This window comes from Pseudarthrobacter sp. PvP090, from assembly GCF_040547365.1.
GTDB lineage: Bacteria > Actinomycetota > Actinomycetes > Actinomycetales > Micrococcaceae > Arthrobacter.
Window position 1 is genome coordinate 184252 of sequence record NZ_JBEPPO010000004.1, and the last position, 16656, is coordinate 200907.

Sequence of the window (16656 nt, forward strand, 5' to 3'; positions counted from 1 at the left end):
TGCCTCTGGCCTGCTCCGTGGGTGGGCCCTGTGGGGATCGAACCCACGACCCACGGATTAAAAGTCCGATGCTCTACCAACTGAGCTAAAGGCCCCAGCCGAGGCCCCGAAACAACGGATAAATCCGCTGTTCAAGGGCTGATCAGCCCAGTCCATTTCTGGACGTTAATACTGTACCCCAGACTGGGGCGGGATTTTCGCACCGGCGGGGACGCCGTCGTCGTGCGCGGGGCCAGGGGTCCCGGACAGATGCTGCTCCGCCGGTCCGCACGCTCGATTCCCCGACAGCTCTGGAGTAGCGTGGTGGCATGAGCGAGCAAGCAGGATCCAGCGCCCCCGGACCGCACCGGCACCACAAGCCGAAGGCCTTCGCCCCGATTGACTTTGAACCCTTCGCGGGCGGGGCCGATCCTGCCCGCATCTCCGAGGCAGCCCACCTCGCCGCCCAGGCCCTCGTGCGCCGCGGACGCGACAGCGACGACCCCGTCGTGACCAAGCGTCTCGTGAAGCTCGCCGATGAACAGGGTCTGGAAGCCATTGCCGAAATGTGGGCCGAAAGCCCGGCACGCTCGCTCCCCGGGGCCCTCTGGCGCCTGTACGCCCTCCGCGCCGCCACGATCCAGGACCCGGAGCGGATCTCCGTTTACTTCAAGGCCGGCAAGGACACCGCGCAGGTATCGCACGTGGTGGCCGGCGCGGCCGAGCCGCCCGGGGCGGACGAGATGAAGTCGATGGCGGATGCCATCCTGTCCGGAGCGTTCGACGGCGAGTTCGACGTCGCGCTGGAACGCTCCGCCGCGTTCTGCCGCGTGGTGGCACTGGGCCAGGCCACCCTCGCCGACGGCGCCGAGCACAGCAACGAGAACCACGCGAGCAAGCTCACGCGCAATTCGCACCTCCTGGTCAAGACCGCCGAGGACCTCGAACACGCCGCCAACGCCTGGCGCCTGGGCGAGCTGGACTGAGGCCCCCGCACGCCGCCGGACCCCGGTAGGCATGCCACCCGCGGACTGTCAATGTTGACTTGTCCCCGACCACGTAGAACACTAAAAGCGGTGCCGAACCGCGAAACCCCCGGGCTTCAACATCTAGCCGCCTAGAGCGGCCTACCGCCGAGAGGCGTATCCGGTTCGGCACCATTTTCATGCCCTCGACGCGCCACGCCCCGGCAGCTGAACCGGCGCGGTCAGCTTCCGGTGAGCTCCGCGTACAGCTTCTGGACACGGCCCTTGATGTCATCCCGGACCAGGCGCATGCGTTCCATGCCTTCGATGCCGCGCTCGGAGGGCTCGTCGGTATCCCAGACCTCGAGCCGCTTGCCCTCGGGGGCTTCGACCTTTGCCTCGTTGCCCAGGACGATCACAACGTCGGCCGCGTCCAGCACTTCGCCGGTGACTGGCTTAGGGTGTTCGCCGGTGATGTCGATGCCGAGTTCAGCCAGCGAGTCCACCGCCTGCGGGTTCAATGACTTGCCGGGCTTGGTCCCGGCGGAGTGCACTGTGACGGCCCCGTCTGCGAGCTGGTTCATGAGTCCGGCGGCGAGCTGGGATTTTCCGCCGTTTTTGCTGCAGACGAACAGGACGCTGGGCGTTTTGGTGGTCGGGGTCATGCGTTTGATACTTCCTTGTCTGAGGTGGGGTTGTTGAGCAGTGACGCCGCCAGCGCCCTGACCCGGTCGTGGATCTCGTCACGGATGATCCGCACGGCGGCTACGGGCAGGCCGGCCGGGTCGGCGAGCTCCCAGTCCTCGTAGCGTTTGCCCGGGTAGATCGGGCAGGAATCGCCGCAGCCCATCGTGATTACCACGTCGGAGGCGCGCACCACATCGTCGGTGAGGGGCTTGGGGTAGGCCCTGGTGAGGTCCAGGCCCATCTCGGACATAGCCGCGACGACGGCGGGGTCCAGTTCGGCCGCCGGGAGGGAACCGGCTGAGCGGACGCGGATCCTGCCTTTGGATTCGACGGTGAGCAGGGCTGCGGCCATCTGGGACCGGCCGGCGTTCTGCACGCAAACGAATAACACCTCCGGGACGTCGCTGGTGACGGCGTCCTTGGATTTGGCCAGGGCGCTGAGCCGGTCGCTGGCGAAGTGTTCCGTGGTGGAGGGCAGGTGGGTGGTGATCTTCGCGGTCCGGGCCAGTGCCGTGTAGGACTCGAAGACGTAGCGTTCCACCGTCTCTGCGGCGAACACACCGGAGAACCGGTCGGCCAGGCGCGCGCTGATCCGGCGCAGGAGCTCGGTGTTGTCCTGCAGGCCCGTGCCGTGTTCGGGGTGGTAAGTCATGTCAGCTCTCCAGGGTGTCGGTGGACCGGGTCAGGCGTGGGTGGGTTCCTCGACGAGGGCGGTGGCGATGCTGTCGGCGTCGTCCAGTGCGGCGAGGTAGCGTTCGGCGTCCAGGGCGGCGGCGCAGCCGGTGCCGGCGGCCGTGATGGCCTGGCGGTAGCGGTGGTCCACGGCGTCCCCGCACGCGAAGACACCGGAGAGGTTGGTGACCGTGGTGGGGGAATCCACCTTGATGTAGCCCTCGGCGTCGAGCTCCACCTGGCCGGTGAGCAGTTCGGTGCGCGGGACATGGCCGATCGCGACGAAGATGCCGGTGGCGTCCTGCTCCCGGGTTTCGCCCGTCCGGGTGTCCGTCAGGGTGACGCCGGTGACCTTGGCGTCCCCGTGGATGGCGGTGACGGCGGAGTTCCACGCGAAACGGATCTTGGGGTTGTCCTTGGCGCGCTGCGCCATGATCCGCGAGGCGCGGAGCTCGTCCTTGCGGACCACGACCGTGACGGACTTCCCGAAGCGGGTCAGGAAGGTGGCTTCCTCCATGGCCGAGTCCCCGCCGCCGACCACAATGATGTCCTGGTCGCGGAAGAAGAACCCGTCGCACGTGGCGCACCAGGAGAGCCCGTGCCCGCTGAACTTCTTCTCCTCCGGCAGGCCGAGTTCCTTGTAGGCGGAGCCGGTGGCGAGGATGACGGCCGGCGCCTCGTGCGTCCCACCGGCTGCCGTGACCACACGCTTGAGGTGGCCGGCGAGCTGGACCCCCGTGACGTCGTCGAACACCACCTGAGCGCCGAATTTCTCGGCCTGCTGCTGGAGGCCGTCCATCAGCTCGGGGCCCTGGACGCCGCCGGGGAAGCCGGGGAAGTTTTCCACCTCGGTGGTGTTCATCAGGGCACCGCCCGCGGTGACCGCACCGGCGATGACGAGGGGCTTCAGGCCGGCCCGGGCGGCGTAGATAGCCGCCGTGTAGCCGGCGGGGCCGGACCCAATGATGATCAGCTGTTCAGGGTTTCCGGTGTCAGGTTTTCCGGTGTCAGAACTCACGGTCATGCTCCTAGGCGTCGGTTTGGTGCCGGTTACTTGGCTGCGGGCACGAGGGAGGCGATAAGGTCCTCGATGCGGGCCTTGATGTCGTCGCGGATCGGGCGGACGGACTCAACGCCGTGGCCGGCCGGGTCTTCGAGTTCCCAGTCCTCGTAGCGCTTGCCCGGGAAAATCGGGCACGTGTCGCCGCAGCCCATGGTGATAACGACGTCGGATTCCTTGACGGCCTCGGTGGTGAGGACCTTCGGGATCTCAGCGGACATGTCGATGCCGAGTTCGGCCATGGCCTCGACGGCGGCCGGGTTGACCTTGTCCGCTGGCGCGGAACCGGCCGAGCGGACCTCGATGGCGCCCCTGGCCAGGGTCGTGAGGAACGCGGCGGCCATCTGCGAGCGGCCGGCGTTGTGGACGCAGACGAACAGGACGGAAGGCTTCTTGGCGGTTTCGGTACTCACTGGGTTTCTCCTGGGATCAGTTAGGTGACGGGCAAGGCTGGGTATATTCGGAAAGTCAGGCGGTCAGCACACGCGGGGAAAGGTCACTGATCCGGTGGGCGATGTCCTGGAAGGCCTGCTCAAAGGCTTCCTCGGTGCCCAGGCGCAGCGGATCCGGCACCGACCAGTGCACGCCACCCAGTCCGCCCAGTTCCTCATGCGCGCTGTCACACACGGTCACCACAAAGTCCCCTTCCCCCGCCACCTGCTCCAGCGTGCGCGGAGGGAGGTCCGCGAGGTCCATGCCGTGGCGGCGGGCGACCTCGATGGCACCCTGGGCGATGCGGTCCGCGGGATGCGTCCCCGCCGACACCGAGGGGATTGCGCTGACCTGCCGCCAGAGCGCGGCGGCCAGCTGGGACCGTGCACTGTTTCGCGTGCAGACAAACAGGACGCGGCGGGCGCCGTGCTCGACCCCCGGCACCAGGCCCTCCAGGGCGCCGGCGGCAAGCCGGATGTAGCTACGGCGCCTGTCCGCTTCGGAGCGGCGCCGGATCACCAGCCCGGCATCTTCCAGCGCGCGCAGGTGGTGGGAGAGCAGATTCGACGGCATCCCCAGCTCTGCCTGCAGCTCCGTCGGGGAGAAGTCCCCCAGTGTCAGCAGGTCAACGATGCGCAGCCGCGCCGGATCGGCGAGGGCCGCATGCTTGGCTACCCGCGCCCGAAAATCGTCCACTGCATCAATATTCATTGATTCAATTTTGACTGAGTTAATTCTTTCAGTCAAGCTGTTTCCATGACTTCCAACCAGCCGCCACTGTGGCGCCGCGCCATCGCCGAACTGCTCGGCACCAGCCTGCTCGTATGCATCGTCGTTGGATCCGGGATCGCCGCACAGCAGCTCTCCCCCACTGACGTTGGCCTGCAGCTGCTCCAGAACAGCACGGCCACCGTGCTGGGCCTGACGGTCCTGATCCTGATGCTCGGACCCGTGAGCGGCGCGCATTTCAACCCTGTGGTCTCCCTCGCCGACTGGATCCTGGGCCGACGCAGCGGCTCCGGATTGACCCTGCCGGAGCTGGGCACCTATGTGGCCGCCCAGACCGTCGGTGCGGTGGGCGGCAGCGTGGTCGCGAACGCCATGTTTGAGGTGGGCACCTCCATCTCCGCCAAAGAGCGTGCGACGACGGGGCATCTGCTGGGCGAGGTTGTCGCCACCGCGGGGCTTGTCCTGCTGATCTTCGCCCTCGCGGCCACGTCCCGCGGCGCCCTCGCCGCACCGGCGGTGGGCGCCTACATCGGCGCCGCGTACTGGTTCACATCCTCGACGTCGTTCGCGAACCCGGCGGTGACGGTGGGCCGCATCTTCAGTGACACCTTCGCGGGCATCGCACCGTCCTCGGTCCCGGCGTTCGTCATGGCACAGCTGGCCGGCGCCGCCGTGGGCCTCGGCCTCCTGATGCTCCTGTTCCCCTCCGCGGCCCGCACCGCGGAGGACGTCGTTCTTCCGCACAGTTCCGAAAAGGTCATCGCGTAGCCTTCGACGGCGGCTGGCGGGCCGACCCCGCGCCGTGACGGCCAGCCAGAGGAATCAGGCAGGCTGTGAGCTGAGCGCGGTCAGCGCCGACAACTTCTCTTCGCCGATAGGTTCTTCAGGCAGCAACGGGATGAGGGCGACCCTGGCCGTCAGGGTCTGCACCTTCGTGATCTGTTCGATCTCGCTCGCGGCGCGGGCCCGCAGGAACTGAGTTTGCGGATGGGCAGCCGCGATCGAGTTGTTGATCACCCAGGCCCACGGGTGGATCCCAGCCCTTTCCAGATCATCGTGCAGCCCCTCGGCCTCCAGCACCGGTGTCGTTTCGGCCAGCGTTACGAGGACAACCTTGGTCTGCGCCGGGTCCTGCAGCCGCATGAGTGGCGTCACGAACCCCATGGTGTCGCCGACCTGGCGTGCAATCTCCCGGTGGTACGAACCGGTGGCGTCCAAGAGCAGCAGGGTGTGGCCGGTCGGTGCCGTGTCGATCACCACAAAATGCCGGCGTGATTCCTGGACCACTTTTGAGAACTGCCGGAACACAGCCACCTCGTCGGTGCACGGGGACATCAGGTCCTCGGCGAGCGCCGCGCGTCCGTCATCGTCCAGGTTCCGGCCCTTCGTTTCCATCACATGGCGCCGATACTCCTGGATGGCAGCTTCCGGATCGATGCGCGAAACCGTCAGGCCCGGGATGGAACCATGGAGCGTTTCGCTGAGGTGTGCAGCCGGATCGGTCGTGGTGAGGTGGACCGCATGCCCGCGTCTGGCCAGTGCGACCGCAATGGCGGCAGCGACAGTGGTCTTCCCGACGCCGCCCTTTCCCATACACATCACCAGACCGTGACCATCAAGCTCCATCTCGTCCACCAAGGCAGCCAGCGGAGCGTCCTCAATCTCAGCGGGCAGCGCCGCCTCCGTCGCGATCCCGGTACCCGGAGTTGCCGCGAAGAGGGACTCAAGCGCCGGAATGCCGACCATGTTGCCTGGCTTCAGATCCAGGACATCCCGGGGAAGTCCGGCGACCGCCGGGGGAATGGCTGCGATAGCCGCCGCTTCCCTGGCGCGCAGGGCCTGCGCCAGCTCCTCCCCACCGGCGGCCTCCGGCAGGACGCCGTTGACGACGACGAATCCGCCCCCGATGCCGATCTGGTTGAGTTCGAAATAGGTCCGCTCGATCTCGCTCAGTGACGATGTCTGCGCGCGGCTGACCAGGACAAGCCGGGTCCTGGCAGGGTCGGTGAGGGCCTGGACTGCCTTGGCGTACACCTGCTTGTGCTTCTCCAGTCCCGACAGAGGGCCCAGGCAGGACGGGTCGCCTTTGCCGGCCGCAAGGAAATCGGTCCACGAACCGGGCAGCTGCAGCAGGCGGATCGTGTGGCCTGTCGGGGCGGTATCGAAGACGACGTGGTCATACTCCCCGTAGGAGCTGTCGTCGGCGAGCAGGTTCGTGAACTCGTCGAAGGAGGCAATCTCCGTGGTGCAGGAACCCGAGAGGCTCTCGGCAATTCCGGCCAGCTCCGATTCCGGCAGCAGTCCGCGAACGGGACCAATGATCCGCTCCCGGTAGGCCTCGGCAGCCTGCTCCGGGTCTATCTCGAGCGCGAAAAGACCCGGAACATCCCGGATGGTAGTGACGGTGTTCCCGATGGTCACGCCGAAGACCTGCCCTACATTGGACGCGGGATCGGTGCTGACCAGCAGGACATTCTTTCCGGCCTTCGCCAGGGTGAGTGCTGTTGCGCACGCAACGGAGGTTTTGCCTACGCCGCCCTTGCCAGTGAAGAACAGAAACCGGGGTGCATCCTCGAGAAACTTCACGGCGGAACCTAGCAGCAGCTCGTGGAGCCGCCGCAGCAGCCGGTGGATTTTTCGCTCAGGCCGAGCTCCGGGCGGGACTGCGGTTCAACGTTGGCGCCGCCGAGTCCGGCGAATGCCAGCAACTGTCCCCTGCTGGGATAGGTTCCGGTGGCGACCGTGACGCCGTCGACGATGGTGAGCGGAAGGCCCTTGGATCCGACCAGGTGCATGAACCCACGGACCGTCTCGTCCTCGGCGAAGGCGGTGGGTTCGCTGGCGAGGTTGTGGCGCGCAATGTCGGCACCGAGGCCCTGGAGATGACGCACGTCCGCGGTCACCTCCACCAGGGACGGGTCGACGTCGGGGCCGCAAACACCGGTGTCACAGCAGAGAGCGGCTTCGTAGATTCGGATGGCAGGCATGTCATTCTCCTTGGCACTCAGGTGGTTCGGTCTGGCACCGAAACACAGTGCCCCACCAGGGCGCCCGCCACTGAGAGTGGGAGACGGCGTGAGTGTGGCACTTCACCCATAATATCGATTCTTATCGATGCAGGATAGGGGCGTCGATAGTGCTGCCGGCAACGGCGCGCCGCGGGCCCAGGCGGACGCAAGGCGCATTCTGCGCCGTCCGCCGTCATATTCCGCAGGCCCCCGGGGCGCTTTCCCGGCGCCTTCAGGCCGGACGGTAAAGTAATGCTCATGCGCGGGTCATCATCACCTCACACGCCCGGCCGACTCCGCCCGTGCACCTCCCCCCGGAAGACCGGTAATCACACGTGAAGCTGCGCCTTTTCCCCCAGGAGCCCGCCGGGCTGAATCTCCTTGCCCAGCTGGCAGGCCAGATTGTGCTGGCCACGGGCACTCTTTCGGAGATTCTGGGCGCCCCGGCCAGTGAGAATGCCCGGCTGGTGGAGGACATGCACAACCATGAGGCCAAGTCCGCGGAGCTGCACTTCGCGCTGTTGACCCATATGCGGACCTCATTTGTAAACCCGCTCCCCCGCGAGGACATGTATGCCCTCTCCCGCTACCTCAATGAGGCGATGGAAAAACTCGACGCCGCCGCGGACATGGTGTCGCTCTACAAACTCGACCGCCTGCCCAAACGCGCCGCTGACCAGCTTGAAATCATCAGCAGGCAGGCCGAGCTCACCGTGGACGCCATGCGGCGGCTGGACAACCTGGATGATCTCGAGGACTACTGGATCGAGGTCCTCCGCCTGTCCAAACGCGCTGAACGCTCCCACCGGGTCTGGGTGGCGGACATGCTCAACGAGATGAAGTCGGCGCGGTACGCACGCACCCGGGACATCGCCGAGCAGCTGGTCGACGTCACCAGGGACATGCGGAAGGTCGCCACCCAGGTGGGCAGCATCATCGTCAAGGAATCCTGACGTGACCATCTTCCTGTTTGTCCTGGTGGTAATCTTCGCCGGGGCATTCGCCTTCCTGAACGGCTTCAGGGATGCGTCGGCGGCGGTGGCACTGGCCGTCCGCACCCGGGCCCTCACCCCCACCGTCGCCGTATTGCTGGCCGGTTTCTTCAACTTCATCGGCGCCGGGCTGAGCGCCGCCCTGGCCCTTGCCATCAGCCAATCCTGGGTGCAGCTTCCCGCGGGGGAGAACGGGCTGACCATCCTGGTGGGGGGTCTGGTGAGTGCCGTGATCTGGGGGATCTACACCTGGTGGCGGGGCATCCCGTCGTCGTCAACGCATGCCCTCGTGGGCGGTCTGGCGGGCGCCGGGATAGCGAGCGTCGCTGTCGGCGGGAACGCCGTCGGGGGCGTTGACACGTCCCTGCTCTTCCAGGTGGTGCTTCCGCTGCTGCTCTCCCCGCTGATTGCCTTCGCGGGCGCATACCTCCTGGTCTGGCCCGCGACCTGGGCCGCGCGGTACACGCCGCCGAACGTGGTCAACAGCCGCTCCCGGAGGGCCCAGAGCATTGCCGTAGGCGCCGTGGCGTTGGCCCACGGCCTGCAGGACGGACAGCGCACCAGCGCCGTCCTGCTCCTGGCGCTGCTGGCGTCCGGGCTGTCCGATGGCAGCGAGATGCCCGTCTGGGTGGCACTGTTCACCGCGATCCTGCTGACCGCAGGAACCCTGGCCGGCGGCTGGCGGATCTCCTATACCATCGGCTACCGGATGATCCGGATGGATCCCCTGCGCGGTTCCGTGGCGCAGCTGTTCAGCTCGGTCATCCTGCTCGTGGGCGCAGTCGGCCTGCACTGGCCCATCTCCACCACGCATACGGTCACCTCAGCCGTGCTGGGCGCAGGCACCAATCAGGGGTTTCCCGCGACCAACCGGAAAGTGGTGATCCGCGTGCTGATGTTCTGGGTGATCACGCCGGTTGCCACCGCAGCCGCGGCGTTTGTGTTGGCACTGTCCCTGTCACCGCTCGCGCAGCTCTAGCAAACGTCGCTTGAACCCGTCGATTGCTCCACAGGTGCCCTTTTGAGGGCTCAAAACGGCACCTGTGGAGCAATCGATGGGGGTTATCCGAAGCGGCCGGAGACGTAGTCTTCGGTGGCCTTCTGGGTCGGGTTGCTGAACATGGTGTGCGTGTCGCCGTATTCGATCAGGCGTCCCGGCTTCCCGGTGCCGGCGATGTTGAAGAACGCCGTCTTGTTCGACACACGGGCGGCTTGCTGCATGTTGTGGGTCACGATCACCACGGTGTACTGGTCCTTGAGCTCGTTGATGAGGTCCTCAATGGCGAGCGTGGAGATCGGGTCCAGCGCGGAGCACGGCTCGTCCATCAGGATGACCTGCGGCTCCACCGCGATGGCCCGGGCAATGCAGAGGCGCTGCTGCTGGCCGCCGGACAGCCCGGAGCCGGGCTTGGACAGCCGGTCCTTGACCTCGTTCCAGAGGTTGGCGCCCTGCAGGGAGCGTTCCACGAGCACGTCGGCCTCACCCTTGGAGATCTTCTGGTTGTTGAGCTTCACGCCGGCCAGCACGTTGTCGCGGATGGACATCGTGGGGAACGGGTTGGGCCGCTGGAAGACCATGCCGATCTGCGAGCGGACGGTGACCGGGTCCACGCCGGGGCCGTACAGGTTGTCGCCGTCGAGCAGCACCTCACCCTCGACGCGGGCGCCGGGGATCACCTCGTGCATCCGGTTCAGGGTGCGCAGGAAGGTGGACTTGCCGCAGCCGGAGGGCCCGATGAAGGCCGTGACAGACTTGGCCTCGATGTTGATGTTGACGTCTTCGACGGCCAGGAATTTACCGTAGTAGACGTTCAGGTCCTTGACGTCGATGCGCTTAGACATGATGTTCCTTCACTTGCTGGAGGTACGGGCTGAAGATTTGGGTCCCCGGGCCGGGCTAGCGGCCGGTCTTGGGGGCGAACATGCGGGCGATGAGACGGGCGCCGAGGTTGAGCAGCATCACCAGGATGATGAGCACCAGGGCGGCTCCCCAGGCGCGCTGTGAGGACGGATCCGGGTTCGACGGCGAGGTCGGGTTGAGGATCTGCGTGTAGATGAACGTCGGCAGCGAGGCCATCCAGCCGCTGAAGACGTTGTAGTTGATGGAGGTGGCGAAGCCCGCGGTGACCAGGATCGGGGCGGTTTCGCCGATCACCCGGGCGATCGCGAGGGTGACGCCCGAGGCGATGCCGGAGATCGCCGTCGGGATGACCACCTTGAGGATGGTCCGCCACTTGCGGACGCCCAGGGCGTAGGCCGCTTCGCGGAGTTCGTTCGGGACGATCTTGAGCATTTCCTCGCTGGAGCGGACCACCACGGGGATCATCAGCACGGAGAGCGCGACGGCGGCGACGGCACCGGTTTTGGTGCCCGGCCCGACGACGGCGAAGAAGAACGCTGCCGCGAACAGGCCGGCCACGATCGAGGGGATGCCGGTCATGACGTCCACGAAGAAGGTGATGGCGCGGGCCAGCGGGCGGTCGTTGCCGTACTCCACGAGGTAGACGGCCGTCAGCAGGCCCACGGGCACCGAGATCACGGTCGCGACCAGTGTGATCAGCAGGGTGCCGATCAGGGCGTGGAAGATACCGCCGAGCACCGGGGCGCCTTCCTCGACGCTCTTGTTGTCAAAGGCGCCGGTGACGCCGTTCATCGAGGTGGTCAGGAAGCCGGGGTCCATGAGCCCCGGGAGGCCGTTGACCAGGACCGTCCAGATCACGGAGAACAGGGGCAGCAGCGCAACGAGGAACGCACCGACCACCAGGCAGGTGGCCAGTTTGTCCTTGGCGCGGCGCGAGCCTTCCACGACGGCGCTCCAGCCGACGAGGCCGATGGCGAAGATGACCGCCGAGACGAGTCCCCAGCCGAGGGCGTTGAAGCCGATCAGGGCCAGGATAGCCGCGCCGAGGACCAGGGCGATGCCGAGAACCAGATAGGGGGCCCACTTCGGGAGCTGGCCCTTGGTGAGGGCCGAGCGCTTCTTGACGGGGGTCAGGGTGGCGGTCATTTAGTTGGCTCCCGAGAATTCTTTGTGCCGGCTGATGATCCAGCGCGCGATCATGTTCACAGCGAGGGTGATGACGAACAGAACCAGGCCGGCGGCGATCAGCGTGTTGACCTTCAGGCCGCTGGCCTCGGGGAAGTTCAGCGCGATTTCGGCGGCGATGGTCTGGTTGCCGGACTGGATGAGGCTCGCGGTCAACGCACCGGAGGACAGCACGAGCGCGACGGCCATGGTCTCGCCGAGGGCGCGGCCCAGGCCCAGCATGACGGCGCTGATGACTCCCGGGCGTCCGAACGGAAGCACGGCCATCCGGATCATTTCCCAGCGGGTGGCGCCGAGCGCCAGGGCGGCCTCCTCGTGCAGCTTGGGGGTCTGCAGGAAGATTTCGCGGCTCAGCGAGGTGATGATGGGCAGGATCATGACGGACAGCACAATTCCCGCGGTCAGGATGGTCTTGCCCGTGGCCGAAGCCGGGCCCTGGAAAATCGGCAGCCAGCCCATGTTGTTTGCCAGCCAGTTGTAGGCCGGCGAGATTTCCTTGGCCAGGAAGGCGGCGCCCCAGGCGCCGTAAACCACGGAGGGGATCGCGGCCAGCAGGTCGATCACGTAGCCCAGGCCGGAGGCGAGCTTGCGCGGGGCGAAGTGCGAGATGAACAGTGCGACGCCGATCGCGACCGGCGTCGCGATCACGAGGGCGATGACGGCCGCAATGAGGGTGCCGATGACGATCGGCCAGATGTAGGCGAAAAAGCCTTCGCCGCCCTGGATCTTGTCCGGGGAGGCCACAAGGGCGGGGAATGCCTGGATCAGGAGAAAGAGCGCTACTCCGAAGAGCACGGCCAGGATCAGGCACCCAGCGGCCAAGGTGGCTGCGGAAAAGACCTTATCTCCGGCGCGGCCTGCGCCCCGGGACGTGGTCAGGGAGGTGGTGGTCACTTCATGATCCTTCAGATCTTGGGGTACTTCGGACAAACACGTCGGTTCCCTGCCCCGGTGTGGCCGTCGGTGACAGCCGGACCGGGACAGGGAACCAGAATCAGGCTGGTGTTTCCACTATGCCTGTCGGGGCTAGGTAACCCTAGGACTTGACCTTGATGGACTCGATGGACTTGAGGGCCTTGTCCTGCAGCTCCTTGGACAGCGGAGCGGACTTGGCGGCATCAGCGGCCGCGGTCTGACCGGCGTCGGAGACTACGTAGCTCTCGAATGCCTTCAGGAGGTCGACGGTCTTCTGGTCGGCGTAGGTGCTGCAGACGACGTGGAAGGAAACCAGCACGATCGGGTAGGCACCCTCGATGGTGGTGGTGCGGTCCAGTTTGATGGAGAGGTCGTTGGCGTTGCGGCCTTCGACCGGTGTGCCGGCGTCGACTGCCTTGGCGGCGGCCTCGGCGGAGATCTTCGTGTAGGACTCGCCCACCTTGATCAGCGCGACGCCCAGCTTGCCGCTCACGGCGGAGTCATCCGCGTAGGTCACGGCGCCCGGGGTGTCGGTGACGGTCTTGACCACACCGGAGGTGCCCTTGGCGTTCTCGCCCTGGAGGGTTGCCGGCCAGACGCCGGAGGCCTTGTCGGTCCACGCCTCGGGGGCCGCAGCGGCCAGGTAGTCGGTGAAGTTCGACGTGGTGCCGGAGTCATCCGAGCGGTTCACCGGGGTGACCGCCAGGTCCGGAAGCGTGGCGTCCGGGTTCTGGGCGGCGATCGCGGGGTCGTTCCAGGTGGCGATTTCGCCGCGGAAGATCTTGGCGACGGTGACGGCGTCGAGGTTCAGTTCCTTGATGTCGGGCAGGTTGAAGGCCACGGCGATCGGGGAGATGTAGACCGGGATGTTCAGGGCGCCGTCGGGGCCGCACTGGGTGGTGGAGCTGGCGTACTCTTCGTCCTTGAGGTAGGCGTCGGAACCGCCGAACTGGGCGGATCCGTCCAGGAGTGCCTTGCGGCCTGCGCCGGAACCGTCCGGGGAGTACTGCACGGTGGCGCCCTGGTTCGCGGAGGCGAAGTTGGTCTTCCATGCGTCCATGGCGGCACCCTGTGCGGAGGAGCCGATGCCAGTCAGCGTGCCCGTCACCTGGGCGCCGGAAGCGGCGGGGGTGGCGGGAGCGGTGCCAGTTGCGTTGTCCGAGCCACAGGCGGTCAGCGCGAGAGCGCCGGCTGAGATGACAGCGATAGCCGCGTTGCGGCCGAAGCGGAGTGCCTTCACTTAGATGTACCCCTTCCAGGGATTTTCTCAAATGCGTGCCGGGCCGGAGAAGACCGGGCAGGGATGCGTACGGTTTGTACCTTCATTGAACCTAGGTGCCCCAGATGAAGAGAATGTCCGACCAAGATGAACGAAGGGTTAACGACGCCGGGACATTGGCTTACATCGGCCGGGGCGCCTTGCGTTAGCCAGGTCACAGCCGTAGGCGTTCCCACAAACGGCCCGGCGGCCCGGCGGCCCGGCCCAGCGGCCCATAGACTGGAGCGCATGGCCCCCGCTATTGGACTTTCAGCAAGCGCCCGGTTTCTGCGCGGCCGCGTCCGCACGGGCCTGGTCCGGAGCCGAAACTCGCTCGTGCCGGCCATCCAGATGACCGGCTGCGCCGTCGGCGCCTACGCGTTTGCGGAGTACGTGCTGGGCCACAGCGGCCCGCTCTTCGCCGCCACGTCCTCCCTCATCTCCCTGGGCTTTTCCCGGGACCCCCGGCTGCGCCGCGTGATCGAGGTCGGCCTGGGCTGCACCATCGGCATTGTGGTCGGTGACCTGCTGCTGCACTGGCTGGGCGCCGGAATCTGGCAGGCCGCCGTCGTGCTGCTGTTCTCGATCCTGCTGGCAAGGTTCCTCGACAGCGGCACGATTTTCACCACGCAGCTGGGGCTGCAGTCCCTCCTGGTGGTGCTGCTCCCGGCGCCGGCCGGGGGGCCGTTCACCCGCAGCATCGACGCGATCGTGGGCGGCGTGTTCGCCCTGCTCGTGACGGTTCTGATCCCGAAGGACCCGCGCCGGGAACCCCGCAACGACGTCAAGAAGCTCCTGCATGAACTCGCCGAGGTGCTGCGCGAATGCGCCTCCGCGCTGAGCTACAGCGATTCCACCCAGGCCTGGCATGCGCTCATCCGCGGGCGGAACTGCCAGCCCCTCATCGATGCCATGCGGCAGTCCCTGCGGGCCTCCGGCGAGGTGGCCACCCTTGCCCCGGCCTACCGCCGGCACCGCGACGAGCTGGACCAGATGGAGCAGTCGCTGGACTTCATCGACCTTGCCCTGCGCAACAGCCGCGTCTTTGCCCGCCGCCTGACCAGCGCCATCAACCATGCGGCGCTGTCCGACGAGGCCACCCAGAACATCGCCGAAGTCCTGCAGGACACGGCCGACGCCGTCGACGAGCTCTCCCTGGGCCTGGCGGAGGTGCACGACGGCGTCCGCCGCGCGCATCTGCGGACGGCCCGGACTGAGCTGCGGGAAATCGCCGGCCGGCTGCACCCGCGGCTGCTGGACGTGCAAAAGCTTGAGGGCGAGACGGTGGTCATGCTGTTCCGCCCGCTGATGGTGGACCTGCTGGAGGCGGCAGGCGTCGACTCCCGGGAGGCCCGGGACATCCTGCCGCCGCTCTAGCGCTGCAGCTTCCGCGGTGCGGCGGCGTTCTTGTCGCGTTTGTTGTCGCTGGGCGCCGATAGGGTGGAGCGATGGCTACCAAGACTTCCCGGGCCACCAAGGCGCCGGGCTACAAATGCGCGGAGTGCGGCTGGACCACGGCCAAGTGGGTGGGCCGCTGCGGCGAGTGCCAGGCCTGGGGCAGTGTGGAGGAAACCGGCGGCGCTGTGGCGCGCACGACGGCGGCCACCACCGTGCTGGAGCCGGCCCGCCGGATCGCGGAGGTCGACGCCACCACCGCGGCGTTCCTGCCCACCGGCGTGGACGAACTGGACCGGGTCCTCGGCGGCGGGCTGGTCCCGGGCGCCGTGATCCTGCTGGCGGGCGAGCCCGGGGTCGGCAAGTCAACCCTGCTGCTGGATGTCGCGGCCAAGTTTGCCCGCACCGCGCAGGACGTCCTCTACATCACGGGCGAGGAATCCGCCGCGCAGGTCAAGCTCCGCGCGGACCGCATCGACGCCGTCGCCGAATCCCTGTACCTCTCGGCCGAAACGGACCTCGGCCAGGCCCTGGGCCAGGTGGAGAAGCTCGAGCCGCGCCTGCTGGTCGTGGACTCCGTGCAGACCCTGAGCAGCGCCGATGTGGAAGGCAGCGCAGGCGGTGTCTCGCAGGTCCGGGAGGTCGCCGCCTCCCTGATCGCCGCGGCGAAGCGCCGCAACATGACCACCCTGCTGGTGGGCCACGTGACCAAGGACGGTTCCATCGCCGGGCCCCGGCTGCTCGAGCACCTGGTGGACGTCGTGTGCCAGTTCGAGGGCGAGCGGCACTCCCGGCTGCGGCTGCTGCGTGCGGTCAAGAACCGTTATGGCCCCACGGACGATGTCGGCTGCTTCGACCTGAACGAGGACGGGATTGTGGGCCTGGCCGATCCGAGCGGCCTGTTCGTGTCCCGGACCAAGGAGCCGGTCTCCGGCACCTGCATCACGGTGACCCTGGAGGGGCGCCGCCCGCTCCTGGCCGAGGTGCAGTCCCTGCTGGCCGAAAGTTCCAGTTCACAGCCGCGGCGGGCCACGAGCGGGCTGGACAGTTCGCGGGTGGCCATGCTGCTGGCCGTGCTCCAGCAGCGGGCCGGCTGCCTGCTGAACAAGGACGATTCCTACGTGGCAACCGTGGGCGGCGTGAAACTCAGCGAGCCTGCCACGGACCTTGCGGTCGCGCTGGCCGTGGCCTCGGCGAAGGCCAGGAAACCCCTGCCGGAGCGGCTGATCGCCTTTGGCGAAGTGGGGCTCGCCGGGGAGGTCCGCCCGGTGCCCGGCATCAACCAGCGCATCCACGAGGCCCACCGGCTGGGGTTCACCCATGCCGTGGTGCCCGCGAGCCCGAACGGCCCGGGCCCGGTGCCGGCGGGTTTCTCGGTGCGGGAAGTCGGGCACCTGACCGAAGCGCTGAGCCTGCTGATCAGCTGACGCCGCCCCGCTGTCTGGCGTTCTGCCCCAAAGGCGACTAAGGACCCTATCCCCCGCCGGGTATCCGGCGGAACATCGGGTAGGAACGGTC

The 16656-nt window shown here is 67.2% G+C and carries 17 protein-coding genes and 1 tRNA gene; 6 read left to right on the forward strand and 12 right to left on the reverse strand.

The window, feature by feature from the left end; all coding sequences use genetic code 11:
- Positions 1-22: 22 nt before the first annotated feature.
- Positions 23-95 (reverse strand) — tRNA-Lys (locus tag ABIC21_RS06105).
- 213 nt (positions 96-308) lie between these two features.
- On the opposite strand from ABIC21_RS06105, the gene ABIC21_RS06110 reads away from it, so the two are divergent.
- Positions 309-965 (forward strand): hypothetical protein, encoded by a 657-nt coding sequence (locus ABIC21_RS06110; RefSeq protein WP_354349522.1) that lies wholly within the window; start codon positions 309-311, stop codon positions 963-965.
- 221 nt (positions 966-1186) lie between these two features.
- Here ABIC21_RS06110 and ABIC21_RS06115 read toward each other — a convergent pair whose 3' ends face one another.
- The 5 genes from ABIC21_RS06115 to ABIC21_RS06135 are packed head-to-tail and all read right to left on the reverse strand — an operon-like array spanning position 1187 to position 4506.
- The gene (locus ABIC21_RS06115) at positions 1187-1609 is read right to left on the reverse strand and encodes an arsenate-mycothiol transferase ArsC (RefSeq protein WP_354349523.1); all 423 of its coding nucleotides are present in this window, start codon (positions 1607-1609) and stop codon (positions 1187-1189) included.
- Positions 1606-2283 carry an arsenate reductase ArsC gene (locus ABIC21_RS06120; protein ID WP_354349524.1) on the reverse strand — a complete coding sequence of 226 codons (678 nt, stop codon included), beginning with the start codon at positions 2281-2283 and terminating at the stop codon, positions 1606-1608. Before ABIC21_RS06120 ends, ABIC21_RS06115 begins: the two co-directional genes overlap by 4 nt.
- Positions 2284-2313: 30 nt before the next feature.
- Positions 2314-3327 (reverse strand): thioredoxin-disulfide reductase, encoded by a 1014-nt coding sequence (gene trxB / locus ABIC21_RS06125; protein ID WP_502935959.1) that lies wholly within the window; start codon positions 3325-3327, stop codon positions 2314-2316.
- A 26-nt stretch (positions 3328-3353) separates the two neighbouring features.
- Complete coding sequence (locus ABIC21_RS06130; protein ID WP_354349526.1) at positions 3354-3776, reverse strand: arsenate reductase ArsC; 423 nt, start codon at positions 3774-3776, stop codon at positions 3354-3356.
- Between the two features lie 55 nt (positions 3777-3831).
- Positions 3832-4506, reverse strand: coding sequence for a metalloregulator ArsR/SmtB family transcription factor (locus tag ABIC21_RS06135; protein ID WP_354349527.1), 675 nt, complete (start codon positions 4504-4506; stop codon positions 3832-3834).
- Positions 4507-4551: 45 nt separating this feature from the next.
- Here ABIC21_RS06135 and ABIC21_RS06140 point away from each other — a divergent pair, with 45 nt between their 5' ends.
- Positions 4552-5292, forward strand: a complete 741-nt coding sequence (locus ABIC21_RS06140; RefSeq protein WP_354349528.1) for an aquaporin — start codon at positions 4552-4554, stop codon at positions 5290-5292.
- A gap of 54 nt (positions 5293-5346) precedes the next feature.
- Here the strand turns inward: ABIC21_RS06140 and arsA are convergent, their stop codons facing one another.
- The gene (arsA, locus tag ABIC21_RS06145) at positions 5347-7110 is read right to left on the reverse strand and encodes an arsenical pump-driving ATPase (protein ID WP_354349529.1); all 1764 of its coding nucleotides are present in this window, start codon (positions 7108-7110) and stop codon (positions 5347-5349) included.
- An 8-nt stretch (positions 7111-7118) separates the two neighbouring features.
- Positions 7119-7511: an arsenite efflux transporter metallochaperone ArsD gene (gene arsD, locus ABIC21_RS06150; protein ID WP_354349530.1), complete on the reverse strand. Its 393-nt coding sequence runs from the start codon at positions 7509-7511 to the stop codon at positions 7119-7121.
- Positions 7512-7867: 356 nt separating this feature from the next.
- Here arsD and ABIC21_RS06155 point away from each other — a divergent pair, with 356 nt between their 5' ends.
- Together ABIC21_RS06155 and ABIC21_RS06160 are read left to right on the forward strand one after the other, a co-directional pair.
- Positions 7868-8485 (forward strand): DUF47 domain-containing protein, encoded by a 618-nt coding sequence (locus ABIC21_RS06155; RefSeq protein WP_354349531.1) that lies wholly within the window; start codon positions 7868-7870, stop codon positions 8483-8485.
- Position 8486: 1 nt separating this feature from the next.
- A complete protein-coding gene (locus ABIC21_RS06160; RefSeq protein WP_354349532.1) occupies positions 8487-9503 on the forward strand; it encodes an inorganic phosphate transporter in 1017 nt (338 codons plus the stop codon).
- A gap of 83 nt (positions 9504-9586) precedes the next feature.
- On the opposite strand, the gene pstB is transcribed toward ABIC21_RS06160, so the two are convergent.
- The 4 genes from pstB to pstS form a co-directional block, all read right to left on the reverse strand.
- Positions 9587-10366: a phosphate ABC transporter ATP-binding protein PstB gene (gene pstB, locus ABIC21_RS06165; protein WP_354349533.1), complete on the reverse strand. Its 780-nt coding sequence runs from the start codon at positions 10364-10366 to the stop codon at positions 9587-9589.
- Between the two features lie 55 nt (positions 10367-10421).
- Complete coding sequence (pstA, locus tag ABIC21_RS06170) at positions 10422-11531, reverse strand: phosphate ABC transporter permease PstA (protein WP_354349534.1); 1110 nt, start codon at positions 11529-11531, stop codon at positions 10422-10424.
- Positions 11532-12464, reverse strand: a complete 933-nt coding sequence (gene pstC, locus ABIC21_RS06175; protein ID WP_354349535.1) for a phosphate ABC transporter permease subunit PstC — start codon at positions 12462-12464, stop codon at positions 11532-11534.
- A gap of 142 nt (positions 12465-12606) precedes the next feature.
- Positions 12607-13725: a phosphate ABC transporter substrate-binding protein PstS gene (gene pstS / locus ABIC21_RS06180; protein WP_354349536.1), complete on the reverse strand. Its 1119-nt coding sequence runs from the start codon at positions 13723-13725 to the stop codon at positions 12607-12609.
- A gap of 267 nt (positions 13726-13992) precedes the next feature.
- Here pstS and ABIC21_RS06185 point away from each other — a divergent pair, with 267 nt between their 5' ends.
- On the forward strand, positions 13993-15120 hold the full coding sequence (locus tag ABIC21_RS06185) for an FUSC family protein (RefSeq protein ID WP_354349537.1): 1128 nt from the start codon (positions 13993-13995) through the stop codon (positions 15118-15120).
- 71 nt (positions 15121-15191) lie between these two features.
- A complete protein-coding gene (gene radA / locus ABIC21_RS06190) occupies positions 15192-16565 on the forward strand; it encodes a DNA repair protein RadA (RefSeq protein WP_354349538.1) in 1374 nt (457 codons plus the stop codon).
- The last annotated feature ends 91 nt before the right edge of the window (positions 16566-16656 follow it).